Origin of the sequence: Diaphorobacter sp. ED-3 (assembly GCF_027625375.1) — a bacterium.
Lineage (GTDB): Bacteria > Pseudomonadota > Gammaproteobacteria > Burkholderiales > Burkholderiaceae_C > Diaphorobacter > Diaphorobacter nitroreducens.
In genome coordinates, this window is record NZ_CP115182.1 from 921,336 (window position 1) to 948,113 (window position 26,778).

The 26,778-nt window shown below is 63.1% G+C and carries 24 protein-coding genes and 1 pseudogene; 23 read left to right on the forward strand and 2 right to left on the reverse strand.

The genetic code is table 11. From position 1 onward, the window contains the following. The first annotated feature begins 60 nt into the window (after positions 1 to 60). From PCQ86_RS04505 to PCQ86_RS04575, 15 genes are all read left to right on the forward strand, one after another. Positions 61 to 1,140, forward strand: a complete 1,080-nt coding sequence (locus tag PCQ86_RS04505) for a pilus assembly protein PilM (RefSeq protein WP_353846181.1) — start codon at positions 61 to 63, stop codon at positions 1,138 to 1,140. Further along, the gene (locus tag PCQ86_RS04510; protein ID WP_270174976.1) at positions 1,137 to 1,748 is read left to right on the forward strand and encodes a PilN domain-containing protein; all 612 of its coding nucleotides are present in this window, start codon (positions 1,137 to 1,139) and stop codon (positions 1,746 to 1,748) included. Before PCQ86_RS04505 ends, PCQ86_RS04510 begins: the two co-directional genes overlap by 4 nt. Before the next feature lies 1 nt (position 1,749). After that, a complete protein-coding gene (locus tag PCQ86_RS04515) occupies positions 1,750 to 2,424 on the forward strand; it encodes a type 4a pilus biogenesis protein PilO (RefSeq protein ID WP_011804183.1) in 675 nt (224 codons plus the stop codon). After that, the gene (locus PCQ86_RS04520; protein WP_011804184.1) at positions 2,421 to 2,972 is read left to right on the forward strand and encodes a pilus assembly protein PilP; all 552 of its coding nucleotides are present in this window, start codon (positions 2,421 to 2,423) and stop codon (positions 2,970 to 2,972) included. Before PCQ86_RS04515 ends, PCQ86_RS04520 begins: the two co-directional genes overlap by 4 nt. Beyond that, positions 2,969 to 5,059: a type IV pilus secretin PilQ gene (pilQ, locus tag PCQ86_RS04525; RefSeq protein ID WP_103737821.1), complete on the forward strand. Its 2,091-nt coding sequence runs from the start codon at positions 2,969 to 2,971 to the stop codon at positions 5,057 to 5,059. Before PCQ86_RS04520 ends, pilQ begins: the two co-directional genes overlap by 4 nt. A 72-nt stretch (positions 5,060 to 5,131) precedes the next feature. Then, positions 5,132 to 6,235, forward strand: coding sequence for a 3-dehydroquinate synthase (gene aroB, locus PCQ86_RS04530; protein WP_135149655.1), 1,104 nt, complete (start codon positions 5,132 to 5,134; stop codon positions 6,233 to 6,235). A gap of 57 nt (positions 6,236 to 6,292) precedes the next feature. Beyond that, positions 6,293 to 7,465: a deoxyguanosinetriphosphate triphosphohydrolase gene (locus PCQ86_RS04535; protein ID WP_442874544.1), complete on the forward strand. Its 1,173-nt coding sequence runs from the start codon at positions 6,293 to 6,295 to the stop codon at positions 7,463 to 7,465. 73 nt (positions 7,466 to 7,538) lie between these two features. Continuing rightward, complete coding sequence (locus PCQ86_RS04540) at positions 7,539 to 8,171, forward strand: DUF1415 domain-containing protein (protein ID WP_103737820.1); 633 nt, start codon at positions 7,539 to 7,541, stop codon at positions 8,169 to 8,171. Next, positions 8,168 to 9,097: a class I SAM-dependent methyltransferase gene (locus PCQ86_RS04545; RefSeq protein ID WP_012655703.1), complete on the forward strand. Its 930-nt coding sequence runs from the start codon at positions 8,168 to 8,170 to the stop codon at positions 9,095 to 9,097. The genes PCQ86_RS04540 and PCQ86_RS04545 overlap by 4 nt, the downstream gene beginning before the upstream one ends. 82 nt (positions 9,098 to 9,179) lie before the next feature. Beyond that, positions 9,180 to 9,881, forward strand: a complete 702-nt coding sequence (locus PCQ86_RS04550; protein WP_172206254.1) for a transposase — start codon at positions 9,180 to 9,182, stop codon at positions 9,879 to 9,881. A 181-nt stretch (positions 9,882 to 10,062) separates the two neighbouring features. Further along, positions 10,063 to 14,796, forward strand: coding sequence for a glutamate synthase-related protein (locus tag PCQ86_RS04555; protein ID WP_270174978.1), 4,734 nt, complete (start codon positions 10,063 to 10,065; stop codon positions 14,794 to 14,796). 63 nt (positions 14,797 to 14,859) lie between these two features. Then, positions 14,860 to 16,338 carry a glutamate synthase subunit beta gene (locus PCQ86_RS04560; RefSeq protein ID WP_270174979.1) on the forward strand — a complete coding sequence of 493 codons (1,479 nt, stop codon included), beginning with the start codon at positions 14,860 to 14,862 and terminating at the stop codon, positions 16,336 to 16,338. Positions 16,339 to 16,654: 316 nt separating this feature from the next. Beyond that, the gene (locus tag PCQ86_RS04565) at positions 16,655 to 17,455 is read left to right on the forward strand and encodes an amino acid ABC transporter substrate-binding protein (protein ID WP_041835888.1); all 801 of its coding nucleotides are present in this window, start codon (positions 16,655 to 16,657) and stop codon (positions 17,453 to 17,455) included. A gap of 177 nt (positions 17,456 to 17,632) precedes the next feature. Next, positions 17,633 to 18,286: an amino acid ABC transporter permease gene (locus PCQ86_RS04570; RefSeq protein WP_011804194.1), complete on the forward strand. Its 654-nt coding sequence runs from the start codon at positions 17,633 to 17,635 to the stop codon at positions 18,284 to 18,286. Beyond that, positions 18,267 to 19,049, forward strand: a complete 783-nt coding sequence (locus tag PCQ86_RS04575) for an amino acid ABC transporter ATP-binding protein (RefSeq protein ID WP_011804195.1) — start codon at positions 18,267 to 18,269, stop codon at positions 19,047 to 19,049. Before PCQ86_RS04570 ends, PCQ86_RS04575 begins: the two co-directional genes overlap by 20 nt. Positions 19,050 to 19,240: 191 nt before the next feature. On the opposite strand, the gene speE is transcribed toward PCQ86_RS04575, so the two are convergent. Together speE and speD are read right to left on the reverse strand one after the other, a co-directional pair. Beyond that, on the reverse strand, positions 19,241 to 20,203 hold the full coding sequence (gene speE / locus PCQ86_RS04580; RefSeq protein ID WP_011804196.1) for a polyamine aminopropyltransferase: 963 nt from the start codon (positions 20,201 to 20,203) through the stop codon (positions 19,241 to 19,243). Then, on the reverse strand, positions 20,203 to 20,613 hold the full coding sequence (gene speD, locus PCQ86_RS04585) for an adenosylmethionine decarboxylase (protein ID WP_103737813.1): 411 nt from the start codon (positions 20,611 to 20,613) through the stop codon (positions 20,203 to 20,205). The genes speE and speD overlap by 1 nt, the downstream gene beginning before the upstream one ends. A gap of 363 nt (positions 20,614 to 20,976) precedes the next feature. Here speD and PCQ86_RS04590 point away from each other — a divergent pair, with 363 nt between their 5' ends. From PCQ86_RS04590 to PCQ86_RS04625, 8 genes and pseudogenes are all read left to right on the forward strand, one after another. Beyond that, positions 20,977 to 21,837: an ABC transporter ATP-binding protein gene (locus PCQ86_RS04590; RefSeq protein ID WP_088887558.1), complete on the forward strand. Its 861-nt coding sequence runs from the start codon at positions 20,977 to 20,979 to the stop codon at positions 21,835 to 21,837. Then, positions 21,834 to 22,616, forward strand: a complete 783-nt coding sequence (gene mlaE / locus PCQ86_RS04595) for a lipid asymmetry maintenance ABC transporter permease subunit MlaE (RefSeq protein WP_011804199.1) — start codon at positions 21,834 to 21,836, stop codon at positions 22,614 to 22,616. The genes PCQ86_RS04590 and mlaE overlap by 4 nt, the downstream gene beginning before the upstream one ends. A 34-nt stretch (positions 22,617 to 22,650) precedes the next feature. After that, a complete protein-coding gene (gene mlaD, locus PCQ86_RS04600; RefSeq protein ID WP_011804200.1) occupies positions 22,651 to 23,136 on the forward strand; it encodes an outer membrane lipid asymmetry maintenance protein MlaD in 486 nt (161 codons plus the stop codon). After that, complete coding sequence (locus tag PCQ86_RS04605; protein ID WP_270174980.1) at positions 23,133 to 23,885, forward strand: MlaA family lipoprotein; 753 nt, start codon at positions 23,133 to 23,135, stop codon at positions 23,883 to 23,885. The genes mlaD and PCQ86_RS04605 overlap by 4 nt, the downstream gene beginning before the upstream one ends. A 178-nt stretch (positions 23,886 to 24,063) precedes the next feature. Continuing rightward, on the forward strand, positions 24,064 to 24,711 hold the full coding sequence (locus PCQ86_RS04610; protein ID WP_047349918.1) for an MlaC/ttg2D family ABC transporter substrate-binding protein: 648 nt from the start codon (positions 24,064 to 24,066) through the stop codon (positions 24,709 to 24,711). Positions 24,712 to 24,729: 18 nt separating this feature from the next. Next, positions 24,730 to 25,011: pseudogene (locus PCQ86_RS04615) on the forward strand (STAS domain-containing protein); the annotation flags it as partial. Positions 25,012 to 25,108: 97 nt separating this feature from the next. Next, entirely contained in the window at positions 25,109 to 26,026 is a 918-nt protein-coding gene (locus tag PCQ86_RS04620) for an ABC transporter ATP-binding protein (protein ID WP_270174981.1), read from the forward strand. Beyond that, positions 26,023 to 26,778, forward strand: a complete 756-nt coding sequence (locus tag PCQ86_RS04625; RefSeq protein WP_135148863.1) for an ABC transporter permease — start codon at positions 26,023 to 26,025, stop codon at positions 26,776 to 26,778. The genes PCQ86_RS04620 and PCQ86_RS04625 overlap by 4 nt, the downstream gene beginning before the upstream one ends.

Consider the following 26,778-nt stretch of genomic DNA (forward strand, 5'->3'; position numbering starts at 1 on the left):
AGCATTCATGTGAAGTGTTAAGTTTTGTTGCGTCATATAGATAAGTAGCGGAGGGGCACCTTGATCTCAATGGGGTCGTTGTTCAGTCGTCAGTCTGCCCCATTGCTGGGTGTGGACATCAGCTCTTCCAGCGTCAAGCTGGTGGAGTTGGGACGAGATAAGGGAGGGGCGCTGGTTCTCGAGTGCTGTGCAATCGAGCAACTGGAGCGTGGGTGGATCACGGATGGCAACATCGAAAAGTTCGATGAAGTCGCCGAGGCGTTGCGTCGCGTTGTGAAGAAGAGCGGGACCAAAACCAAGAATGTCGCCCTTGCATTGCCATCCTCTGCTGTGATCACCAAGCGCATCACGCTGCCCGGCGGGATGTCCGAGCAGGAACTGGAAGTGCAGGTGGAATCCGAAGCCAACCAGTACATTCCTTTTTCGCTAGACGAGGTGAGCCTCGACTTCTGCGTGGTGGGCCCCAGCAAGAGCGCGCCAGGCGATGTCGACGTGCTGATTGCGGCCTCTCGCAAAGAGAAGGTGCAAGATCGTCAAGGTCTCGCGGAGGCGGCTGGACTGAAACCCGTGGTCGTCGACATTGAGTCGCATGCGGCACGCTTGGCAGCAGGGCGGCTGATTGAAGGGTTGCCCAATCGGGGCGTCGATGCGGTCGTTGCCCTCTTTGAGGTGGGGGCAATGACGACGAGCATGCAGGTCATTCGGAATGACGATGTCTTGTATGAACGCGACCAAGCTTTTGGTGGTGCGCAGTTGACCCAGTTGATCGTGCGCCAATATGGGTTTTCACAAGAAGAAGCAGAGGGCAAGAAGCGCAATGGCGACTTGCCTGAAGACTATCAATCTGCTGTCCTGCGCCCCTTCGTGGACAGTCTCGCTCAGGAAATCAGCCGCGCGCTGCAGTTCTTCTTTACGAGTACACCATACAACCGCGTGGATCACATCATGCTCGCAGGCGGATCTGCCCCTCTGCCCGGCTTGACGGAATCCGTCATTCAGAACACGGGGTTTGCGTGTAGCGTCATCAACCCCTTTGATGGCATGGAAGTGGGCGGGGGGGTTCGCCTCAAAAAGATGGTGCGCGAGGCGCCGTCCTACTTGACCTCCTGTGGGCTGGCAATGCGGAGGTTCCTGCAGTGATTCTTATCAACCTACTCCCGCATCGGGAGGCCGCTCGTAAACGCAGGCGAGAGGCGTTTCAAGCCATCATGCTCGCTTCAGCATTGGTGGGGCTTGCCATTGCCGCGGCTATTTATTGGTGGTTTCAGATGATGATCACTGACCAGCAAGATCGCAATAATTTTCTACGAAGCGAAATCGGAGTCCTTGAGGGACAAATCAAGGAAATCGCGACTATTGAAGAAGAAATTGCAGCTCTACAAGCGCGGCAGAAAGCAGTAGAGGACTTGCAATCTGATCGAAATTTGCCTGTGCACCTCCTCAATGAATTGGTGGCGCAATTACCTGATGGTGTCTATATCACCAGTTTGAAGCAAATAGATCAAACTGTAACTATGCAGGGTATGGCTCAGTCTAATGAGCGCGTCTCTGAAATGCTGCGCAATCTTGCCAACAATACCCCATGGTTTTCGAAGCCTGAATTGGTGGAAATCGTCGCAGCAAATGTTGCCTTAACTCCAAAGGACCAGCGTCGGGTTGCCTCTTTTAATCTGCGTTTCCGGCTGGTGCGAAGCGCCGAAGCGCAGAAGGCGATGGAGGCCGCCAGTGCCGTGGCTGCGAGGAAGTAACATGGCAAAAAAGAATAAGCCAAAACTTGATTTCGCAAAGCTGCAGGGTGATCTGCAACGGCAGTTTCACAACTTAGATCCTAAAGATCCTTCTTTATGGCCAGTGTTGCCCCGTGCATTGCTTTGTGCACTCATCGCTGCGGGCGTCGCCACCTTTCTTTGGTTCTTTAAGTTGACTGAGTATGAGCAAGAACTGACGGCCGAGCGGAATACTGAGCAGACGCTTCGGGAGGATTACCAGAAAAAACTGGTTAAGGCGGTCAGTCTGGAAGCGTTAAAAAAACAACGAGAACAGATTCAGCAGTATGTGATTCAATTGGAAAAGCAACTGCCTAGCAAGGCGGAAATGTCTGCTCTGCTCTCTGATATCAACCAGGCGGGGCTTGGGCGGAGTCTGCAATTTGAATTGTTTAGGCCCGGGCAAATAGTGGTCAAGGACTATTACGCTGAGCTGCCTATTGCTATTCGCGTGGCAGGGAAGTACCACGACATGGGTGCTTTTGCCTCAGATGTGGCCAACTTATCCCGCATTGTTACTTTGAACAATTTGGCAATTACTCCTATTTCAAAGGATGCAGCCGGCAATTTGACGCTTGAGGCGACAGCAAGAACGTTCCGTTATCTGGATCCTGAGGAAATACAGGCGCAGAAGGCGGCTAAGGGGGGTAAGAAATGAAGCGGATTACTGCCCTGATTGCCTTGAGTGCTGTCTTTGCGCTGGCGGGATGCGGACCCAGCGGGGAAGAAGAGCTTCGTCAGTGGATGTCGGAATTGCGCGCAACAACCAAGCCGCGTATTACCCCGCTGAAAGAGCCTAAGCAATTCTTTCCTCAAGATTATGTTTCGGATAGTGGTATTGATCCGTTCAATTCAATGAAACTGACATTGGCTTTGCGGCGGGACTCGGCGGAATCAGCGGCTAATGCTTCCCTGATTGCCCCGGAGATGGCAAGGCGGAAGGAGCCGTTGGAGGCATATCCGCTCGATGCAATCCGGATGGTGGGGAGCATGAATAAGGCAGGTATACCTACCGCATTGATCAGTGTCGATAAGTTGCTGTATCAAGTCCGGGCGGGTAACTATCTAGGACAAAACTACGGGAAAATCGTCGGTATTACCGAGACCAATATGCGCCTGCGAGAGATTGTCCAAGATCCGACGGGCGATTGGGTAGAGCGTATGACAACACTGGATCTGCAAGAGGGGAATGAGGTGAAGAAATGATTCAAGAGAAGCTTCGTTTACACGCGTACTGGCGGATGTTGGGAGCCGCAGTTGTGGCTGCGCTGACGGTGTCTGTGGCGCAAGCTCGCGGATCTATTGATTCCATCTCTGTTTTTTTGCAAGGTGGTGCCGAAGTTCTGCGGATTGAATTTTCTGAGCCGCAAGCAGAATTGCCCACTGGGTTTTCTATCCAAAACCCTGCGCGCATTGCACTGGACTTTCCTGGAGTGAGCAATGGGACCGGGCGCTCATCAATAGATATCAATCAGGGGAATATCAAGTCTGCCAACATTGTGCAAGCAGGAGCGCGGGCACGTGTAGTTTTGAATCTCAAGCAGCCCACTTCTTACCGCGCAGAGTTGCAAGGCAAGACAGTCCTGGTGCTGTTGGATGCTGCGTCCTCGGCTGTAAAGATGCCTCCTCCTCAGGTGACGACATTCGCAGAAAGTCAAAATATTGACAATTTGCCGCTGAAGGATCTTGATTTTCGACGTGGAGCAGATGGGGCCGGTCGTATTGTTGTTGGGTTGCCTAACAATCAGGTGGGCGTCGATTTGCAGCAGCAGGGTAAGGGGCTGATTGTTGATTTCCTGCGTTCATCATTGCCCGAAGGCCTGCGCCGCAAATTGGACGTTTCTGACTTCGGTACACCCGTGCAAACCATTACTGCATCACAACAGGGTGAGCGTGTGCGTCTGACAATTGACCCTGTTGGTGAATGGGAGCATAGCGCTTATCAAAGTGATAATCAGTTTGTAGTCGAGGTGCGGCCGAAGAAGGTTGATTTGACTAAATTGACACAAGGTCCTGCATATTCTGGAGAGAAACTCTCTCTGAATTTTCAAAATATTGAAGTTCGTTCGTTGCTGCAAGTGATTGCGGATTTTACTAATTTCAATATTGTCACATCGGACACTGTTACTGGTGCTTTGACCTTGCGGCTGAAGGATGTTCCCTGGGATCAGGCTCTCCAGATCATCATGGACGCAAAGGGGCTTGGTATGCGCAAGTCTGGCACGGTACTGTGGATCGCGCCCAAAGACGAAATAGACGAGCGCACGAAGAAGGATTACGAAGCCGCTTTGGCGATTCAGAAACTGGAGCCTTTGCGAACCCAGGCTTTCCAATTGAATTATGCAAAAGCCGCCGACATGGTCACCCAACTGACCATGAGCAGTCAGGGTGGATCGTCCACGAGCGGTTACTCCAATCGATTCCTGTCGGATCGCGGGAGTGCAATCTCGGAGCCGCGCACCAATCAGCTATTTGTTACGGATACTTCGGCCAAACTTGAAGAAGTTCGCCAGTTGTTGGCGACGCTTGATGTACCGGTGCGGCAGGTGATGATCGAGGCGCGTATCGTGGAAGCGCGGGATACGTTTGGTCGTTCCTTGGGGGTGCGACTGGGAGGAGGGTCGCGCACGGGCGGAAGTGCAGTTGGCGGTACCTACGATAATGTGGCCGGCCCCACCGGGGGGAGTGGCATGTCACCGTTCGTTAGCCTGCCTGCATCTTTATCAGGGGTCTCCACTGTTGGATCATTCGCATTGTCGATCTTCAATTCCAACGCCAGTCGCTTCCTCTCTCTGGAGTTATCTGCGATGGAAGCGGATGGACAGGGCAAGATCGTTTCCAGTCCGCGTTTAATTACGGCTGATCAGACCAAGGCGCTTATCGAACAGGGGACGGAATATCCTTATTCGGTTACCGCTCCGAACGGTGCGACAACCATCGCCTTCAAGAAAGCCGTATTGAAACTGGAAGTGACGCCTCAGATCACCCCTGAGGGCAACATCATTCTTGATCTGGACGTCAACAAGGACAGTCGAGGAGAGACCACCACGCAGGGGGTGGCCATCGATACTAAGCACATCAAGACCCAAGTGTTGATCGAGAACGGCGGCACCGTCGTGATCGGGGGTATTTTTGAGATGGAAGAGACCAACCAAGAGAACAAAATACCTGTCTTGGGTGACGTTCCCGTGGTCGGGAATCTATTCAAAAATAGAACGAAGGAGTCCACCAAGCGGGAGATGCTGGTGTTTATTACTCCGAAGGTCATCACAGATCGCGGGCCGGTACGCTGAGGCACGTGTTCAGTTGGTTCGACAGGGGGTGGTTCACCCCCCTGTTTTTATTGGGTAGATGGAGTGGCATGTATGGCAAAGATGGCTACGGTACAGATCGAACTAGGGGATCGGGGCTACGCCATCTATATCGGCAACGGTCTGCTGGAGAATGCAGGCACCTACAAGGGCTTGCCCGCAGCGTACGCCGCGCTCATTGTCAGCAATACCTCGGTTGCACCGTTGTATGCGCAGAGATTGCGGAATGCCCTGCGGATGCAATATGCGCAGCTGCACGAAGTTGTCTTGCCAGATGGCGAATCACACAAGGATTGGCATACGCTGAATCTGATCTTTGACGGTCTGCTGAAGCACGGCTGCGACCGTAGGACGGTTTTATTCGCGCTGGGCGGCGGCGTCATCGGTGACATGACCGGTTTCGCTGCGGCGTGCTACATGCGCGGCGTGCCCTTCGTGCAAGTGCCCACCACATTGCTGGCGCAAGTGGATTCGTCGGTGGGCGGCAAGACTGCCATCAACCATCCGCTGGGTAAGAACATGATCGGCGCGTTCTATCAGCCTCAGTTGGTGGTATGTGATCTGGACACGTTGGACACTTTGCCGGCGCGCGAGTTGGCGGCGGGCCTGGCCGAGGTGATCAAGTACGGGCCAATCGCAGACATGGAGTTGTTTGCCTGGCTCGAGGCCCACATGGACGCGCTCGTCGCGCGGGAGCGCGGCGCGCTGGCCCATGTGGTCAAGCGCAGCTGCGAGATCAAGGCGGCGGTGGTAGGCGCGGATGAACGCGAAGCCGGGCTGCGTGCCATTTTGAATTTCGGCCATACCTTTGGCCATGCCATCGAGGCGGGCATGGGCTACGGCGTGTGGCTGCATGGCGAAGGGGTTGCCGCAGGCATGGTGATGGCCGCGCATCTATCGCAGCGGCTGGGTTTGGTGGACGGCTCCTTCGTTGAACGCCTCACGCGCCTGATCGAGCGGGCCGGTCTGCCCACACGGGGGCCGGTGCTCGACGCGCAGGACAATGCGGGGCGCTATCTGGAACTCATGCGCGTGGACAAGAAGGCAGAAGGCGGTGAGATCCGCTTCGTGCTGATCGACGGACCCGGCAAAGCCGTCATGCGCGCCGCGCCGGATGCGCTGGTGCGCGAAGTCATCGACCAGTGCTGCGCATCCTAATGTTTGCTATAAAAATAATAGCTTATTGCGCTTGTCTGGTGGGCGTTATGGGGCAGTTTGGTGCTTGAGGCGCATTTGGCGTCGTATGCCTGTCATTCGGCGTGCACTCAAGGCAGGCGCCATCCCGAGGCGCCGGCGCCTACGCGTACGGAATACCAGCGGGACCGCGACCGCATCGTGCATTCCACCGCGTTCCGGCGGCTGGTCTACAAGACCCAGGTATTCCTCAACCATGAGGGCGATCTGTTCCGTACGCGGCTCACGCATTCACTGGAGGTTGCGCAGTTGGGGCGCTCCATCGCGCGGTCGCTGAGGCTGAACGAAGACCTTGTCGAGGCCATTTGCCTGGCGCATGACCTGGGACATACGCCATTCGGCCATGCAGGGCAGGATGCGCTCAACGAGTGCATGGCGGACCATGGAGGCTTCGAGCACAACCTGCAGAGCCTGCGTGTGGTGGACACGCTGGAAGACCGCTACCCCGCCTACGATGGCATCAACCTGACCTACGAGACGCGCGAGGGCATCCTCAAGCACTGCTCGCGGCGCAACGCCGAGCAATTGGAGGCGCGCGAACCCGGCGGTGTGGGGCGGCGTTTCCTCCTCGGCCAGCAGCCGAGCCTGGAGGCGCAGCTGTGCAACCTGGCCGATGAGATTGCCTACAACGCCCATGACATCGATGATGGTGTGCGCTCGGGCCTGATTACGCTGGAGCAGTTGCGCGACGTACCGCTGTTCGACCGCTACCGCGCGCAAGCGCAGAACGACTACCCGCATCTCGCGCAGTCCGAAGGGCGGCGCCGTTTACTGAGCGAGGCCATCCGTCGCATGCTCAGCGAGCAGGTGTACGACGTGATCGATGCCACGCGCGCAGCGCTGGCAGAGCATGCGCCCGCTGATGTGGAAGCGGTGCGCCGGCTGCCTGCCCTGGTCGGCTTCTCGCAGGCCATGCGCGCGCAGTCGCAGGTGCTCAAGCGGTTCCTGTTCCAGTCGCTGTACCGCCATCCCCAGGTCATGCAGACCACGGACCGTGCCCGTCAGGTGGTGCGCGACCTGTTCGCCATCTACCAGGCGTACCCGCGGGAAATGCCACCGGTGCAGGCCGGCTGGGCGTTGGATGGCGACGATGCACGCCGTGCGCGCACGGTGGCGGATTTCATCGCAGGCATGACCGACCGGTTCGCCGCCCGAGAGCACGAACGCTTGACCGGTCAGCGCTTGCTGGCCTGACGCGCCAGCCCCGGTCCGCCTGTGCGCCAGGGCAGAGACATACAATGCGAGCCCTCTTCAGACCACGCCCGCCATGACCACCAGCCCTATGCCCGACCAGCCCCGCGAGGATGCAGCCGCCTGCGATGACAACGTGGTGGTGGCGGACATGGTGCGCTGGCTCGAGCGTGCCGTCATCGGACTCAACCTGTGCCCGTTCGCCAAAAGCGTGCATGTGAAGGACCAGATCCACTACGTGGTGAGCCATGCCACGGATGCGCGTGAACTGTTGCAAGACCTGGCTGCCGAGTTGGAGGCGCTGGCCGAAGCCTCTCCCGAAAAGCGGGACACCACGCTGCTCATCGCGCCGCTGGCCATGCCGGACTTTCTGGATTTCAACGACTTCCTGGAGTTGGCCGACGAGCTCGTCGAATCCATGGACCTGGCGGGCATCCTGCAGGTTGCGTCGTTCCACCCGCACTTCCAGTTCGAGGGCACCCTCGCTGACGATGTGACCAACTGCACCAACCGCGCGCCTTATCCCACGCTGCATTTGCTGCGCGAGGAAAGCATCGACCGCGCGGTGGAAGTGTTTCCCGAGGCGCAAGAGATCTTCGAGCGCAACATTGAACTGCTGGAGCGCCTGGGCGCGGCCGGATGGGCCGATCTGGACGTGGGGCCCCACTGGCCAGAGGGCGCGGCTGCGAAGGGTGCTCCGCAAGTATGAGCCGCTCCACCACCACCGGGCAACCGCACCGCAGTGCGCGTGCCAAGTCGGGCACGCAGCAGACGGGCGCCGCCGACGCTGCGGTGCTGGCCGAACTGCGGCCAGGCCAATCCGTGGAGTTGCTCAAGGAACTGCACATCCTCACGCGCGAGGGACGGCTCAACCAGGACTCGCGCCGCAAGCTCAAGCAGGTCTATCACCTCTACCAGTTCATCGAGCCACTGCTCGCCGAGCTGTCCGCCGATGGCCACGCGCCACTGCTGGCCGACCATGGCGCGGGCAAGTCCTACCTGGGTTTCATTCTCTACGACCTGTTCTTCAAGCAGCTCGGACGTGGCGAGATTTACGGTATCGAGTGGCGCGCGGAATTGGTGCAGCGTTCACGTGAATTGGCGCAGCGCTTGGGGTTCGCACGCATGCACTTCCTGGACATGGCGGTGGCGGATGCTGCGGGCGCGGCAGAGCTGCCCGAGCGCTTTGACATCGTGACTGCGCTGCATGCCTGCGACACGGCGACTGATGATGCGATTGCCTTCGGCCTGCGCAAGCAGGCGCGTGCCATGGTGCTGGTGCCTTGTTGCCAAGCCGAGGTGGCGGCCTGCCTGCGCGGCACCAAGGCGCTGAGCCTGTCGCGCACGCCGCTGGCCGAGTTGTGGCGCCACCCGATCCACACGCGCGAGATGGGCAGCCAGATCACCAATGTGTTGCGGTGCCTGCATCTGGAAGCCAGCGGCTACCAGGTCACGGTGACGGAGTTGGTGGGCTGGGAGCACAGCATGAAGAACGAGCTGATCCTGGCGCGCTACACCGGCCAAAAGAAGCGCAGCGCGCGTGAGCGGCTGGCGGCCATACTCGAAGAGTTCGGGTTGGCGCAAGCCCTGGGGTCGCGCTTCGGTCTGGATGACGCCGGGTCGGTGGCGGTATGAGCCATTTAAGCCTCTAGCGCCCGCCAATAAAGCGCTAGAAGCTATAGATTTAAGAGCAATTGAACGGTCCCAAGACGGTTTCATGGCCCGCCTTCCCCGCCTCGCCCTCGCTGGCTACCCGCACCACATCATCCAGCGCGGCAACAACCGCCAGCCGATTTTCCTGGATGCCGCGGACCGGGAGCTCATGTGGTCGTTGCTGGTCGAGCATGCGCGGCAGCAGCAAGTGGCGGTGCACGCCTATGTGCTCATGGACAACCATTTCCACCTGCTGGCCACGCCGCAGGAGGGCAAATCGCTGCCTCTGATGATGCAAGCCGTGGGGCGCAGCTATGTGCGGCGCTTCAACCAGCGCCATGGGCGTTCGGGCACGCTATGGGAAGGGCGCTACCGCAGCGCCGTATTGCAGGCCGAGCGCTATCTGCTGCCCTGCATGGCATATCTGGATCTCAACCCCGTGCGCGCGGGCCTGTGCGTAGCGGCGGCGGACTTCCGGTGGTCCAGCCACGGCCACTACATCGGCCTGCGCAGTGATCGTCTCATCACGCCGCATGCCCTCTACTGGGCCTTGGGCAACACCCCCTTTGCCCGCGAAGCGGCCTATGCCGCACTCGTGCAGGCGGGGATTTCCGCCAGCGAACAGGCGGCACTGACGCAGTCGGGCCTGAACGGTTGGGCCCTGGGGGATGACGGGTTTGTGCAGGCTCTGCAACAGCTGACCCCCCGTCGGCTCACCCGAGCACGCGCGGGGCGTCCCGCTTCCGTGGTTCCACCCAAACCGTAATTGGCCTGCACTTCCTTTGTAATGACTGGGTTTTCTGCTCCTGAACTTGATATGTCCCTAATAAAAATGCACCAATAAAGTGCGTCAACTTTTTGGTATCTGACCCCAATTAAAATGCTTGCGTGGCCATGTTGCGTTGCACTACGCTTGCGTTCCCTGCGAATCTTTGAGGAAGCGCGCCATGACCAAGGCTGCCGAAATCCAGCATCTGCAACAGCACGGCCTGTATGCATCCAGCAATGAACACGACGCCTGTGGCCTGGGCTTCGTGGCCCATATCAAGGGCGTGAAGCGGCACGACATCGTGACCGGCGCGCTCAAGATTCTGGAGAACCTGGACCACCGCGGCGCCGTGGGGGCCGACAAGCTCATGGGCGACGGCGCGGGCATCCTGATCCAGATTCCCGACCAGCTCTACCGCGAGGAAATGGCGCGTCAGGGCGTGGAGTTGCCCCCCGCCGGCGAATACGGCGTGGGCATGATCTTCCTGCCCAAGGAGCATGCCAGCCGCTTGGCCTGCGAGCAGGAGATGGAGCGCGCCATCAAGGCCGAGGGCCAGGTGCTGCTGGGCTGGCGCGACGTGCCGGTGAATCTGGACATGCCGATGTCGCCCACCGTGCGCGAGAAGGAGCCCATCCTGCGCCAGGTGTTCATCGGCCGCGGCTCCGACGTGATCGTGCAGGACGCCCTGGAGCGCAAGCTCTACGTGATCCGCAAGACCGCCAGCGCCGCCATCCAAGCGCTCAAGCTCAAGCACAGCAAAGAGTATTACGTGCCCAGCATGAGCAGTCGCACGGTGGTCTACAAGGGCCTGCTGCTGGCCGACCAGGTGGGCGTGTACTACAAGGACCTGGCCGATGATCGCTGCGTCTCGGCCATTGGCCTGGTGCACCAGCGCTTCTCGACCAACACCTTCCCCGAATGGCCGTTGGCCCACCCCTACCGCTATGTGGCCCACAACGGTGAAATCAACACCGTGCGCGGCAACTACAACTGGATGCTGGCGCGCGAAGGCGTGATGGCGTCGCCCGTGCTGGGTGAAGACCTGAAGAAGCTGTACCCCATCAGCTTCGCCGGCCAGTCCGACACGGCCACGTTCGACAACTGCCTGGAACTGCTCACCATGGCGGGCTACCCCATCAGCCAGGCCGTGATGATGATGATCCCGGAGCCCTGGGAGCAGCACGAATCCATGGACGAGCGCCGCCGCGCGTTCTATGAGTACCACGCCGCCATGCTGGAGCCCTGGGATGGCCCGGCCTCCATCGTGTTCACCGATGGCCGCCAGATCGGCGCCACGCTGGACCGCAACGGCCTGCGCCCCTCGCGTTACGTGGTGACCGACGACGATCTGGTGATCCTGGCCTCCGAAGCCGGCGTGCTGCCCGTGCCGGACGGCAAGATCGTGCGCAAATGGCGCCTGCAGCCGGGCAAGATGTTGCTGATCGACCTGGAGCAGGGCCGCCTGATCGAGGACGACGAGCTCAAGGCCAACATCGTCAACACCAAGCCCTACAAGCAGTGGATCGAGAATCTGCGCATCAAGCTCGATGACGTGAAGGTGGGCGAATCGGCCGTGCATCCGGCCGCGTCCGCGCTGCCGCTGCTGGACCGCCAGCAGGCGTTTGGTTTCACGCAGGAGGACATCAAGTTCCTGCTGGCGCCCATGGCCAAGAACGGCGAGGAGGGCGTGGGCTCCATGGGCAACGACAGTCCGCTCGCCGTGCTGTCGGACAAGAACAAGCCGCTGTACAACTACTTCCGCCAGATGTTCGCGCAGGTGACCAACCCGCCGATCGACCCGATCCGCGAGGCCATCGTTATGTCGCTGGTCAGCTTCGTGGGTCCCAAGCCCAACCTGCTGGACATCAACCAGGTCAATCCCCCGATGCGCCTGGAACTGCAGCAGCCGATCCTCGACTTCGAGGGCATGGCCAAGCTGCGCCAGATCGAGCAGTACACGCACGGCAAGTTCAAGAGCGCGACCATCGACATCACCTACCCGCTCGACTGGGGCAAGCAGGGCGTCGAAGCCAAGCTCGCCTCGCTGTGCGCACAGGCCGTGGATGAGATCAAGGGTGGCGCGAACATTCTGATCATCAGCGACCGCAACATCTCGCCCACGCAGGTGGCCATCCCTGCGTTGCTGGCGCTGTCGGCCATCCACCAGCACCTGGTGCGCGAAGGGCTGCGCACCACGGCCGGCCTGGTGGTCGAAACGGGCACCGCGCGTGAAGTGCACCACTTCGCCGTGCTCGCGGGCTATGGCGCCGAGGCCGTGCATCCCTACTTGGCGCTGGAAACGCTGCAGGACATGCACAAGGACCTGTCGGGCGACCTGTCTGCCGACAAGGCCATCTACAACTACATCAAGGCGGTGGGCAAGGGCCTGTCCAAGATCATGTCCAAGATGGGCGTGTCCACCTACATGAGCTACTGCGGCGCCCAGCTCTTCGAGTGCGTCGGCCTGAACAGCGAAACGGTGCAGAAGTACTTCACCGGCACCGCCAGCCGCGTGGAAGGGATCGGCGTTTTCGAAATCGCCGAAGAAGCGATCCGCACCCACCTGGCCGCATTTGGCGACGACCCGGTGCTTGCCACCATGCTCGATGCCGGCGGCGAATACGCCTGGCGTGCCCGTGGCGAGGAGCACATGTGGACGCCCGACGCCATCGCCAAGCTGCAGCATTCCACGCGTTCGGGCAGCTTCAACACATACAAGGAATACGCGCAGATCGTCAACGACCAGAGCAAGCGCCACATGACGCTGCGCGGCCTGTTCGAGTTCAAGTTCGATCCTGCCAAGGCCATTCCCGTGGAAGAGGTCGAACCCGCGTCCGAAATCGTCAAGCGCTTCGCCACCGGCGCCATGTCGCTGGGGTCGATCTCCACCGAGGCCCATGCCACCCTGGCCGTAGCCATGAACCGCATTGGAGGCAAGAGCAACACCGGCGAAGGCGGCGAAGACCCCAAGCGTTACCGCAACGAGCTCAAGGGCATTCCGATCAAGAAGGGGGAAACGCTGGCCTCGGTTATCGGCACCGACAAGGTCGAGAGCGACATTGAGCTCCGTGACGGCGATTCGCTGCGTTCCAAGATCAAGCAGGTGGCTTCGGGACGCTTTGGCGTGACGGCGGAGTATCTGGCGTCTTCCGACCAGATCCAGATCAAGATGGCCCAGGGCGCCAAGCCTGGCGAGGGCGGCCAGCTGCCCGGCGGCAAGGTATCTGACTACATCGGCCAACTGCGCCACAGCGTGCCGGGCGTGGGCCTCATCAGCCCGCCGCCGCACCACGACATCTATTCGATCGAGGACCTGGCCCAGCTCATCCACGATTTGAAGAACGTCGCGCCGCATGCCGACATCTCCGTCAAGCTGGTGTCCGAAGTGGGTGTGGGCACGATCGCCGCGGGCGTGGCCAAGTGCAAGAGCGACCACGTCGTGATCGCAGGCCATGACGGCGGCACGGGCGCCTCGCCCTGGTCGTCCATCAAGCATGCGGGCTCGCCCTGGGAAATCGGCCTGGCCGAAACCCAGCAGACCCTTGTGCTCAACCGCCTGCGCGGCCGCATCCGCGTGCAGGCCGACGGCCAGATGAAGACGGGCCGCGACGTGGTCATCGGCGCGCTGCTGGGTGCCGACGAGTTCGGCTTCGCCACGGCGCCGCTGGTGGTCGAAGGCTGCGTCATGATGCGCAAGTGCCACCTCAACACCTGCCCCGTGGGCGTGGCCACGCAGGACCCGGTGCTGCGCAAGAAGTTCACCGGCAAGCCCGAGCACGTGGTGAACTACTTCTTCTTCGTCGCCGAGGAAGTGCGCCAGATCATGGCGCAGCTGGGCGTCCGCAAGTTCGACGAGCTGATCGGCCGCACGGACCTGCTCGACACCCGCAAGGGCATCGCGCACTGGAAGGCACAGGGTCTCGACTTCTCGCGCCTGTTCGCCCAGCCGCAAGTGCCTGCCGATGTGCCGCGCTACCACGTGGAAACGCAGGACCACAAGCTGGACAAGGCGCTGGATGTGAAGCTCATCGAGCGCTGCCGCCCCGCCATCGAGCGCGGCGAGAGCGTGCGCATCATGGAGGTGGCCAAGAACGTCAACCGCTCGGTGGGCGCCATGCTGTCGGGCGCGGTGACCAAGGTGCATCCCGAAGGGCTGCCGGACGACACCGTGCGCATCCACTTCGAGGGCACGGGCGGCCAGTCCTTCGGCGCATTCCTGTGCAAGGGCGTCACGCTGAACCTGACGGGCGAGGCCAACGACTACACCGGCAAGGGCCTGTCGGGCGGCCGCGTGATCGTGCGCCCCAGCCACGAGTTCCGCGGTGAGGCCGTGGGCAACACCATCGTCGGCAACACCGTGATGTTCGGCGCCACCAGCGGCGAGGCGTTCTTCGCCGGCGTGGCGGGCGAGCGCTTCGCGGTGCGCCTGTCGGGCGCCACGGCAGTGGTCGAGGGCGTGGGCGACCACGGCTGCGAGTACATGACCGGCGGCACCGTGGTGGTGCTGGGCAAGACGGGCCGCAACTTCGCGGCGGGCATGAGCGGCGGCATTGCCTACGTCTACGACGAGGACGGCAAGTTCGACTCGCGTTGCAACCTCTCCATGGTGACGCTGGAGCGCATCCTTCCGGGCGAGGAGCAGGCGGTCCACATGGGCCGCGGCATCTGGCACCGCGACCAGACGGACGAGGCCCAGCTCAAGAAGCTGCTGGAGGACCACAGCCGCTGGACGGGTAGCAAGCGCGCCCGCGAGATCCTGGACAACTGGGCCGCGTCGCGCAGCAAATTCGTCAAGGTCTTCCCGACCGAGTACAAGCGTGCCCTGTCGGAAATCTATGAAAGAAAAGTGCTGGAAGAGCAGGCTACACCTGCGGTAGCAGCTCCTAAAACGGAAGCGGTAGCCGCCAAATAACCCGCGCGGGCGGGGCCTGGGGCCCCGCTGCGGCAGCATGCACAAAGACAGGACACCACGATCATGGGCAAGACCACGGGTTTCATGGAATACGAGCGCATCGAAGAGGGCTACAAGCCCGTTGGCGAGCGCCTCAAGCACTACAAGGAGTTCGTCATCGGCCTTGATGACGCCCAGGCCAAGATCCAGGGCGCGCGTTGCATGGACTGTGGCACGCCGTTCTGCCACAACGGCTGCCCGGTGAACAACATCATCCCGGACTTCAACGACCTCGTTTACCACCAGGACTGGAAGAGCGCGATCGCGGTGCTGCACAGCACCAACAACTTCCCCGAGTTCACCGGCCGCATCTGCCCCGCACCCTGCGAGGCCGCCTGCACGCTGAACATCAACGACGACGCGGTGGGCATCAAGAGCATCGAGCACGCCATCATCGACCGCGCCTGGGAGCACGGCTGGGTGCAGCCGCAGCCGGCTGCCCGCAAGACGGGCAAGAAAGTGGCCGTGGTGGGCGCCGGCCCGGCGGGCCTGGCGGCCGCGCAGCAACTGGCGCGCGCCGGGCATGACGTCACGCTGTTCGAGAAGAACGACCGCGTGGGCGGCCTGCTGCGCTACGGCATCCCCGACTTCAAGCTGGACAAGGCGCACATCGACCGCCGCGTGGAGCAACTGGTGGCCGAGGGCGTGACGATCCGTACCGGCGTCTTCATCGGCGCGGCCAAGGACGGTCTGGGCAAAGGCAGCAAGGTCACCAACTGGTCCAAGGAAACCATCACGCCCGAGCAGCTGCGCAAGGACTTCGACGCCGTGCTGCTGACGGGTGGCGCCGAGCAGTCGCGCGACCTGCCCGTGCCGGGGCGCGAACTGGACGGCATTCACTTCGCGATGGAGTTCCTGCCGCAGCAGAACAAGGTCAACGCGGGCGACAAGCTCAAGGGCCAGATCCGCGCGGACGGCAAGCACGTCATCGTCATCGGCGGCGGCGACACGGGCAGCGACTGTGTGGGCACCAGCAACCGCCATGGCGCGGCCAGCGTCACGCAGTTCGAGCTGATGCCCATGCCGCCAAGCCAAGAGAACAAGCCCCTGGTGTGGCCCTATTGGCCGTACAAGCTGCGCACCAGCTCCAGCCACGAGGAGGGCTGCGAGCGCGCGTTCGCCATCGCCACCAAGGAGTTCATCGGCGACGGCAAGAAGGTCACGGGCCTCAAGACCGTGCAGGTGGAGTTCAAGGATGGCAAGTTCATCGAGGTCCCCGGCACCGAGAAGGAATACCAGGCCGACCTGGTGCTGCTGGCCATGGGTTTCGTGAGCCCGGTGGCTGCCGTGCTGGACGCCTTCGGGGTGGACAAGGATGCGCGGGGCAATGCCCAGGCCACGACGGACTTCACCGGCGGCTATGCGACCAGCGCGCCCAAGGTGTTCGCCGCCGGCGACATGCGCCGCGGCCAGTCGCTGGTGGTCTGGGCCATCCGCGAAGGCCGCCAGGCCGCGCGTGCGGTGGATGAATTCCTGATGGGGGAAAGCAGTCTGCCGCGCTGAGGCGGGAATCCCTCGCCATTGGGCAATTACAGAAGGCGGTCGCAGCCGCAGTCTGCATGCCCGTCTATCCGCACAACGGCGCCCTGGGCGCCGTTGTGCTCATTTTTTGATAGCTGCTTGCGCTTGCTGGACGTGCGCTGCGGCAGTTATTGGCATCAAATCCCCCGTTCCAACGCTGGCAGTGGGCGCAGTCTCCGCATCGGTGGGACAATTCAGGGTTTGCCCGGTCATGGGCTTGCTGCGCGACCTTAATGGTCGGGTGGCGTGCCCGGGCCGTTTGTTCGTTCCGACTGTTCTTTTCAAGAATCGCTACACCATGAAGAAGTTTGCCGCCGTTGCCCTGCTGACCCTGGGCGCCGTGCTGGTGGGTTGCTCCAAGCAGGAACCCGCCGCCCCCGCAGCCGCGCCTGCACCCGCCCCGGCCGCCGTCACGAAGATCGTCGTGGGCCTGGACGACAACTTCCCGCCCATGGGCTTCCGCGACGAGAAGAACGAGCTGGTGGGCTTTGACATCGACATGGCCAAGGAAGCCGCCAAGCGCCTGGGCGTGGAGGTGGAGTTCAAGCCCATCGACTGGAGCGCCAAGGAAGCCGAGCTGTCCGGCAAGCGCGTGGATGCGCTGTGGAACGGCCTGACCATCACCGAGGAGCGCAAGCAGAACATCCTGTTCACCGCGCCCTACATGGAGAACCACCAGATCATCGTGGTGCCCGCAGGCTCCGCCATCAAGGCCAAGGCCGATCTGGCCGGCAAGGTCGTCGGTGCGCAGGAAGGCTCCAGCGCCGTGGACGCCATCAAGAAGGAAGAGGCTGTCTTCAAGTCGTTCAAGGAACTCAAGACCTTCGGCGACAACGTGACCGCCCTGATGGACCTGACCACCGGCCGCCTGGAAGCCGTGGTGGTGGACGAGGTGGTGGGCCGCTACTACGTGGCCAAGAAGCCTGACCAGTACGCCGTGCTGGACGACAACTTCGGCACCGAAGAGTACGGCGTGGGCGTGCGCAAGGACGACACCGAACTGCACGGCAAGCTGGACAAGGCGCTGGCCGACATGAAGCAGGACGGCAGCGCCGCCAAGATTGCCGAGCAGTGGTTCGGCAAGAACATCATCAAGTAATAGCGAACAACCCCCTGTGTCGCTTCGCTCCTTCCCCCTTCTCTCGAATTGCTGCGCAATTCGGGAAGGGGGACGACGCCAGCGCGGCGGGGCGGCCCTTGCGCGGCGTCCGCTGGCCTGGGGCGCGCCAGTTTCGACGGTTGCGTGCTGTGCAAGGCACTGAATTCTCGTGACCCCATGGACTACCTACTCTCCCTCCTGGGGCCGCTGGCGCAGGGCGCCACCGTCACCCTGAAGCTGTTCTTCATCACGCTGGTGCTGGCCGTGCCGCTGGGCCTGGCGCTGGCGCTCATGCGGCTGTCGCGCTGGAAGGCCCTGTCGGGCGCGGTGAACGGCTACATCTGGCTCATGCGCGGCACGCCGCTCATGCTGCAGATGCTGTTCATCTACTTCGCGCTGCCCTTCGTGCCGGTGATCGGCGTGCGCCTGCCGGACTTCCCCGCCGCCGTGGCGGCCTTCGCACTGAACTACGCGGCCTATTTCGCCGAGATCTTCCGCGCCGGCATCCAGTCGGTGGACCGTGGCCAGTACGAGGCCGCCAAGGTGCTGGGCATGAGCTACGGCCAGACCATGCGCCGCATCGTGCTGCCGCAGATGGTGCGCAGCATCCTGCCGCCCATGAGCAATGAGACCATCACCCTGGTCAAGGACACGTCCCTCATCTACGTGCTGGCCCTGAACGACCTGCTGCGCGCCGCGCGCGGCATCGTGCAGCGCGACTTCACGACCACACCCTTCATCGTTGCCGCCGCCTTCTATCTCGTCATGACCCTGGTGCTCACCTGGGGCTTCCAGCGCCTGGAGAAACGCTATGCCAAGTTTGACCAGTGACGCCACGCAGATGATCGAGGCGCGCGACGTGCGCAAGGCCTTCGGCCATGTGCAGGTGTTGCGCGGCGTGTCGCTGTCGGTGCACCGTGGCGAGGTGGTGGCGGTGATTGGTCCCTCGGGCTCCGGCAAGAGCACCTTTCTGCGCTGCCTGAACCACCTGGAAACCATCGACAGCGGCCACATCGCCATCGAAGGCGAAACCCTGGCCACGACCGACGCGCAGGGGCGCTGCGCCTACGTGTCCGATGCCGAGGTGCGCCGCATCGGCGCCAAGACCGGCATGGTGTTCCAGCATTTCAACCTGTTCCCGCACCTCACGGTGCTGGAGAACCTCATCGAGGCGCCCATGGTGGTGCAGGGCCTGGCGCGCGACGCGGCCATCGCCCGCGCCGAGGCCCTGCTGGACAAGGTGGGCTTGGCGCAGAAGCGGGACAACTATCCCTCGCGCCTGTCGGGCGGCCAGAAGCAACGCGTGGCGATCGCGCGTGCGCTGTGCATGGAGCCCGACATCATGCTGTTCGACGAGCCCACCTCAGCGCTGGACCCCGAACTCACGGGCGAGGTGCTGCGCACCATGCGCGAGCTGGCCGAGGAGCGCATGACCATGCTGGTCGTCACGCACGAGATGGGTTTTGCGCGCGAGGTGGCGAATACCGTGGCCTTCATGGACCAGGGTGAACTCATCGCGGCGCGTCCGGCCGGGGAGTTCTTTGCCGATCCCGGGCATGAGCGGGCGCGGGCGTTCCTGCAGCACATGCTTTGAAGGTCTAGCGCCGAATTGGGCTCTAGCGGTTATGGGATAAGCGCTGGAAGCTATGCTTTTGGTAGCTAATGGGGTTCTGTGTCACTGGCGGGGACGGCCTCGGCCAGCGACATCCAATCCTGCGCAGGGGCTTAAAAAAGATAGCTGCCAGCGCTCGCCCAGCAAGCGCTAGGCGGCGATTGGGCTAGACATTACGCGGCAGCGGACACCACCACCTCCGGCAACTCCGCCGGGTCCCGCACCTCTTCCAGCACATCCCCGCTGTGCAGCGGCAGCGCAGGCCGATCCAGCAGCGCACGCACGAAGTTCGGCTGCGCCAGCAGCGCATGGTGCACGGCCCCGTTGTACAGCTGCAGATCGCCCAGGCCGCGCGCGGCGATGCGTGCGTCCACCTCGTCGGCGCTGAGCCGGGCGGGGTCGGTGCTGTCCGATGCCATGCCCATGCACCACAACGTGCCGTACAGCGGCACGTACTGCAGGTAGGGCCGGAAGATGGGAAACACCGCGCGCACCGAGGCGGCGATGCGCCCCAGGCTCTCGGGCAGGTGCACGGGCGAGCCCAGGTGCAGCGACAGCACGCCGCCGGGGTTCAGCGCGCGGCGGCAGGCGGCGTAGAACTCCACGGTGTACAGCTCCACGGCGGGGCCGAAGGGGTCGGTCAGGTCCAGGACGATCTGGTCGAAGCGCTCCTCGGTCTGGCCGATGAAGGCGCGCGCGTCGCCCAGGCGCACCTCCAGGCGCGGGTCGTCAAAGGCGCCACGGTGGATCTGGCCCAGCCAATCGCGGGCCATGGCAATAACCTCGCCATCCAGCTCGGCCAGCACCACCTGCTCGATGCCGGGCAGCTTCAGCAACTCCTCGGCGGCGCCGCCGTCCCCCCCGCCCACGACCAGCGCACGGCGCACGCCGGGGTGGGCGATGGCCGGCAGGTGCACCATCGGCTCGTGGTAGAAGAATTCGTCGCGCTCGCTGGTCATGAAGCAGCCGTCGATGCGCATCACGCGGCCGAACTGCGGGTTGTCGAAGACCTCGATGTGCTGCCAGGCCGACTGGCGTTCGGCCAGTAGGCGGCGGTCGCTGAGGTAAAAGCCGAAGTCGGCGTTCAGGCGCTCGGCCACGTAGCGCGTGGCCTGCGCGGTGGGGGCGCCGCTCATCAGGCGCGGTCGACGCGGTGCAGGTGCGGATCGGCCGGGTTGAAGGCGGCCTGCAGGTCGTCGAAGAGCTTCTGCGCCTTGGGGCGGTTGTTCTCGGTGTAGTTGCACACGTACACGTCCAGCGTGACGTAGCCCGCCTCGGGCCAGGTGTGGATGGACAGGTGCGACTCGGCCAACACCACCACGCCGGTGACGCCGCCGCCTTCGCCAAAGCTGTGGAACAGGCTGCCCACGGTGGTCAGCCCGGCGGCGGCCACGCGCTCCCTGCAGAACGATTCCAGGTGCGCGGCGTCCAACATCAGGCGGCTGTCGCAGAGGCAGCCATACAGGTCGCCGATCAGGTGCAGGCCCGTGGCCTGGCGCTGGGGGACAGGAGCCGGGATGGGAACGACGGACTGGAGATTCTTCATTATCTGGAGCCTTTTCTCTTTCTGCGGGGGTGGCAGGAAACGGCGCCGCGGTCGGACGCCGTCCGCCGGGTACCGACCAGCACGCTGCCGGGAGGCAGACGCGCAACGGAAGAAAAGGGAATGTCGCAGGCACATTGCCGCGCCTTCGTTCCGTTGTGCGTCGATGACGCCCATGCAGCAACGCTGACAAGCAATCCGCCCGGAGGGTCGGGCGGGACATTTCTTAAGAACCGGCAAGTATAGCCAAACGTCATATGCAAACCACAGGTTTTAATGAGAGGCGCAGCCGAGCAGAGGGGTTTCCCCTATGATGCCGGGTTCGCCTCGCGCTCTGTCGTAGAGCTGGGCGTATCTGCATACACCATGTCCTCCCCACCCTCATCGCCGGGCGACGCCCTCGTGGAACTGCGCAACGTCACCTTCGGGTACGGCGAGCGGGTGATCCTGCGCGACCTGTCGCTGGCCGTGCCGCGTGGCAAGGTCACGGCGCTGATGGGTGCTTCGGGCGGGGGCAAGACGACGGTGCTGCGCCTCATTGGCGGCCAGCAGCGTGCCCAGCAGGGCGAGGTGCTGGTGGGCGGCCAGGACGTAGGGCGCATGGATACCGCACAGTTGTATGCCGCGCGCCGACGCATGGGCATGCTGTTCCAATTCGGCGCATTGTTTACCGACATGAGCGTGTACGAGAACGTGGCCTTTCCGCTGCGCGAGCACACCGATCTGCCCGAGGACCTGATCCGCGACATCGTGCTCATGAAGCTGCATGCCGTGGGCTTGCGTGGCGCGCGGGACTTGATGCCCAGCCAGATCTCCGGCGGCATGGCGCGGCGGGTTGCCCTGGCACGGGCCATTGCCCTGGACCCCGAGCTCATCATGTACGACGAGCCGTTCGCCGGGCTTGACCCGATCTCGCTGGGTACTGCTGCGCAACTCATTCGCCAACTCAACGATGCCATGGGGCTGACCACCATCGTCGTCTCGCACGATCTGGAAGAGACCTTCCGCCTGGCGGACCACGTCATCATCCTGGGACCCGGCACGGTGGCCGCCCAGGGCACGCCCGAAGAGGTGCGCGCCAGCACGGATCCGCTGGTGCACCAGTTCGTGCACGCGCTGCCTACCGGGCCGGTGCCGTTCCACTACCCCGGCCCCAGCGTGGCCGACGATTTCGGCCCCTTGCGCTCGCCCAGCGTGGACGCCCACGCCAGCGGAGGTACCCCATGAGCTGGTGGCGTCCCACGCACGTAGGCTACGCCGTGCGCACGAAGCTGGCCGATGTGGGCATGGGCGCGCGCCTGTTCGCGCGGCTGCTGGGGCTGTTCGGCGACGTGATGCGCCGCCCTGGCCTGGTGCGTGACCAGGTGCACTTCCTGGGCAACTATTCGCTGTCCATCATCGCCATGTCGGGCCTGTTTGTGGGCTTCGTGCTTGCGCTGCAGGGCTACAACGTGCTGCAGCTCTATGGCTCGGCCAACTCACTGGGCCTGGTGGTCACGTTGGGCCTGGTGCGCGAGCTGGGGCCGGTGGTCACGGCGTTGCTGTTTGCCGGACGCGCGGGCACGTCGCTCACGGCCGAGATCGGTTTGATGCGCGCCGGCGAACAGCTGTCGGCCATGGAAATGATGGCCGTGGACCCGGTGCGCCGCATCCTGGCGCCGCGCTTTTGGGGCGGCGTGATCGCCATGCCGCTGCTGGCACTGGTGTTCAACGCGGTGGGTGTGATCGGTGGCTGGCTGGTCGGCGTGGTGCTCATCGGCGTGGACGGCGGGGCGTTCTGGGGCCAGATGCAAAGCGGTGTCGACGTCTGGAAGGACGTGGGCAACGGCATCGTCAAGAGCCTCGCGTTCGGCGTGGCCGTCACCTTCATCGCGGTGCTGCAGGGCTTCGTGGCCAAGCCGACGCCGGAAGGCGTCTCGCGCGCCACCACGCGCACGGTGGTGATGGCGTCGCTGTCCGTGCTGGGGCTGGACTTCGTCCTCACCGCCTTGATGTTCAGTATCTGACGGCGACCATGCGTCTGTCTTGAGGAAATTCACCATGCAGCATTCCAAAAACGATTTCTGGGTGGGGCTGTTCGTCCTGCTGGGCGGCGCGGCGCTGGTCTTCCTGGCCCTGCAGTCGGCCAACCTGTTGAACCTGAACTTCCGCTCGGGCTATACCGTGACGGCGCGTTTCGACAACATCGGCGGGCTCAAGCCCAAGGCCGCGGTGCGCAGCGCCGGCGTGGTGGTGGGGCGCGTGCAGTCCATTGGCTTCGACGTCACGACCTACCAGGCGCGCGTGACACTGGAGCTGGAAAAGCGCTATGTGTTCCCCAAGGACAGTTCGCTCAAGATCCTGACCAGCGGCCTGTTGGGCGACCAGTACATCGGCATCGAGCCGGGTGCCGACGAGAACAACCTGGCCGAGGGCGACATGGTGACCGCCACCCAATCCGCGGTAGTGCTGGAAAACCTGATCGGCCAGTTCCTGTATGGCAAGGCCGAAGAAGGTGCTTCGTCCAATGGAGGTACCAAGAAATGACAAATCAACCTCGCTTCACGGGCTGGACTGCCCGCTGGGCGGCGCTGTTGCTCGGCGCGGCCCTCATGAGCGGCTGCGCCACGGGCCCCAACGCCAACCCCGCAGATCCGTTCGAACCCTTCAACCGCGGCGTGCATTCGTTCAACGACAGTGTGGACAAGGCGGTAATCAAACCCGTCGCCACCGTTTACCGCGACGTGACGCCGCAGCCGGTGCGTACGGGCGTGAGCAACTTCTTTGGCAACCTGGGCGATGCCTGGTCGTTCGTCAACAACCTGCTGCAGTTCCGCGGGCTGGAGGCTTACGAGAGCCTCGTGCGCTTCACCACCAACACCTTCTTCGGGCTGGGCGGCGTACTGGACATTGCCAGCGAGGCAGGCATCGAGCGGCACAAGCAGGACTTTGGCCTGACGCTGGGCCGCTGGGGCGTGCCCACGGGGCCGTATCTCGTGCTGCCGCTGCTGGGGCCGTCCACCGTGCGCGACACGGCCGCTTTGCCGGTAGACAGTTGGGGCAACCCGCTGGGCCAGCTCGACCCGGTGGAGGTCCGCAATTCCCTGTACGGCCTGCGCCTTGTCGATAAGCGCGCTAGCTTGCTGCGCGCGGGCTCGGTGCTGGATACGGCGGCCCTGGACCCCTACAGCTTCACGCGCGACGTGTACCTCAAGGTGCGTAGTGGCGTGTCAGGCGCACGCGACGAGGGCGCCTATGAGGAAAACGGGGGCAAGCTGCCTGACGACGAGTACTGAAAACCCGCAAAGGCCGGCCTGACAAGCACTCGGGCCCCTGGCTGACAGGCGCGGTTGCAGTTGCTTGCATCCCTGCACGGTGGCGACGCATGTGCAGCGCGGGGCGCCCTCCACAATCTACCCAACGAAACCAGACATGGCAGCGCACGGCGTGGCGCTGCACGCAAGGAGCCTCACCATGATGAACCGCCGTACCCTGATCCATGCCGCCGCCGCGATGGCGGTGGCCACGTGGGTGGCCGTGCCCCAGGCCGCGCTGGCGGCCGACGAGGCGCCGGATGCCCTCGTCAAGCGCCTCTCGGTCGATGTGCTGGAGACGCTGCGCAAAGACAAATCCATCAAGGCCGGCGACGTGGACCGCATCATGGCGCTGGTGGACAAGACCATCATGCCCCACGTGAACTTCCGCCGCATGACGGCAGCGTCCGTCGGGCCGGGCTGGCGCAAGGCTACGCCGGAGCAGCAGGCGCGCCTGCAGGACGAGTTCAAGACACTGCTGGTGCGCACTTACGCGGGCGCGCTCAGCCAGGTCACGGACCAGAGCATCGTTGTGAAGCCGCTGCGCGCAGCCGCCGAAGACAAGGACGTGCTCGTGCGCACCGAAATCCGCGGCCGGGGCGACCCGATACAACTGGACTACCGCCTGGAGAAGACGCCGGGCGAGGGTGCGGGCTGGAAAATCTACAACCTCAACGTTATGGGTGTGTGGCTGGTGGAAACCTACCGCAGCCAGTTCGCGCAGGAGATCAACGCCAAGGGCGTGGATGGCCTGATCGAGGCGCTGGTGGCGCGCAACAAGGCCAACGCCGCCTCCAGCGCCAAGTAACCAGAACAGAAAGAACCGAAAGGCCTGTGCATGCTGGTGCTGCCCGCTGAACTCACCCACCGCCACGCTGGCGCCACCCTGCGCATGCTGCTGCAAGGGCTCAAGGCCCAGGACGAATCGCTGGTGGTGGTGGATGCCGGTGCGCTGACGGCCTTCGACTCCTCCGCACTCGCGGTGCTGCTGGAGTGCCGCCGCGCAGCGGTGTTCGAGAACCGCGGTTTCGTGGTCAAGGCCCTGCCGCCGGCGCTGTCCAGCCTGGCGGGGCTGTACGGGGTGCAGGAACTGCTGCCCGCCCTGTAGCGGCGGCCTGCGGGGCTGCCCGCACCTGCGGGTTGCCTGCCGGCCAAACCCCTGCGGACACGCGCGCAAGAGCCCCCCTTTAGAATGCCGCTCTTCCATGCCCGCCGTCTCCTTCCAATCCATCTCCAAGAGCTTTTCCACTCCCCGAGGGCCTTTCCAGGCGCTGCAGGATGTCAGTCTGGACATCGAGGAGGGCGAGTTCTTCGGCCTGCTGGGCCCCAACGGCGCCGGCAAGACCACGCTGATCAGCATCCTCGCCGGGCTGGCGCGCGCCACCAGCGGGCGCGTCAGCGTGCTGGGCCATGACGTGCAAACCCAGTATGCCGACGCGCGCAGGCTGCTGGGCGTGGTGCCTCAGGAACTGGTGTTCGACCCGTTCTTCAACGTGCGCGAGACGCTGCGCATCCAGTCCGGCTACTTCGGTGTGAAAAACAACGATGCCTGGATCGATGAGCTGCTGGAGAACCTGGGGCTGGCCGACAAGGCCACGGCCAACATGCGCCAGCTCTCGGGCGGCATGAAGCGCCGCGTGCTCGTGGCCCAGGCGCTGGTGCACAAACCGCCCATCATCGTGCTGGACGAGCCTACGGCCGGTGTGGACGTGGAACTGCGCCAGACGCTGTGGCAGTTTGTGGCGCGCCTCAACAAGCAGGGCCACACGGTGCTGCTGACCACCCATTACCTTGAAGAGGCCGAGGCGCTGTGCACGCGGCTGGCCATGCTCAAGCGCGGGCGCGTCGTGGCCTTGGCGCGCACGTCCGAGCTGCTGCAGGCGGCCTCCACCAACGTCCTGCGGTTCAAGACCGACGATACGCTGCCGGCCGACCTGGCAGCGCTGGCGCGCGTGACCGGCCGCGTGGCCCAGTTGCCCGCGCAGGACGCGCAGGAGATCGAGCAGTTGCTGGCCCGGCTGCGCGCCGCCGGCGTGCTCGTGGAGGATGTGGAGATCCGCAAGGCCGACCTGGAGGATGTGTTCCTCAACGTCATGGCGGCCGAGCAGGAGGAGCACGCATGATCGGCTGGCAGACCCTGTTCTACAAGGAAGTGCTGCGCTTTTGGAAGGTGGGCTTCCAGACCGTGGCGGCGCCGGTGCTCACGGCGGTGCTGTACCTGCTGATCTTCGGCCATGTGCTCGAAGACCATGTCAGGGTCTATGACCGGCTGAGCTACACCGCCTTCCTGGTGCCCGGCCTGGTGATGATGAGCGTGCTGCAGAACGCCTTTGCCAACAGCTCGTCCAGCCTGATCCAGAGCAAGATCATGGGCAGTCTGGTGTTCGTGCTGCTCACGCCGCTGTCGCACCGTGCCTGGTTCGCGGCCTACGTGGGCTCGTCCATGGTGCGCGGCCTGGTGGTGGGCCTGGGTGTGTTCATCGTCACGCTGGCGTTCGCCACGCCGCAGTTCGCCGCGCCGTTGTGGATTCTTGCGTTCGCGCTGCTGGGCGCGGCGCTGCTGGCCACGCTGGGGGTCATCGCGGGACTGTGGGCCGACAAGTTCGACCAGATGGCGGCATTCCAGAACTTCATCATCGTGCCCATGACCTTCCTGTCGGGCGTGTTCTATTCGGTGCAATCGCTGCCGCCGTTCTGGCAGGGCGCAAGCCACCTGAACCCGTTCTTCTACATGATCGACGGCTTCCGCTACGGCTTCTTCGGCGTGAGCGACGTCTCCCCCTGGCTCAGCCTGGGCGTCGTCAGCCTGGCATGGGCGCTGGTCAGCTTGCTGGCGCTGCACCTGCTGCGCACGGGCTACAAAATCAGGAACTGA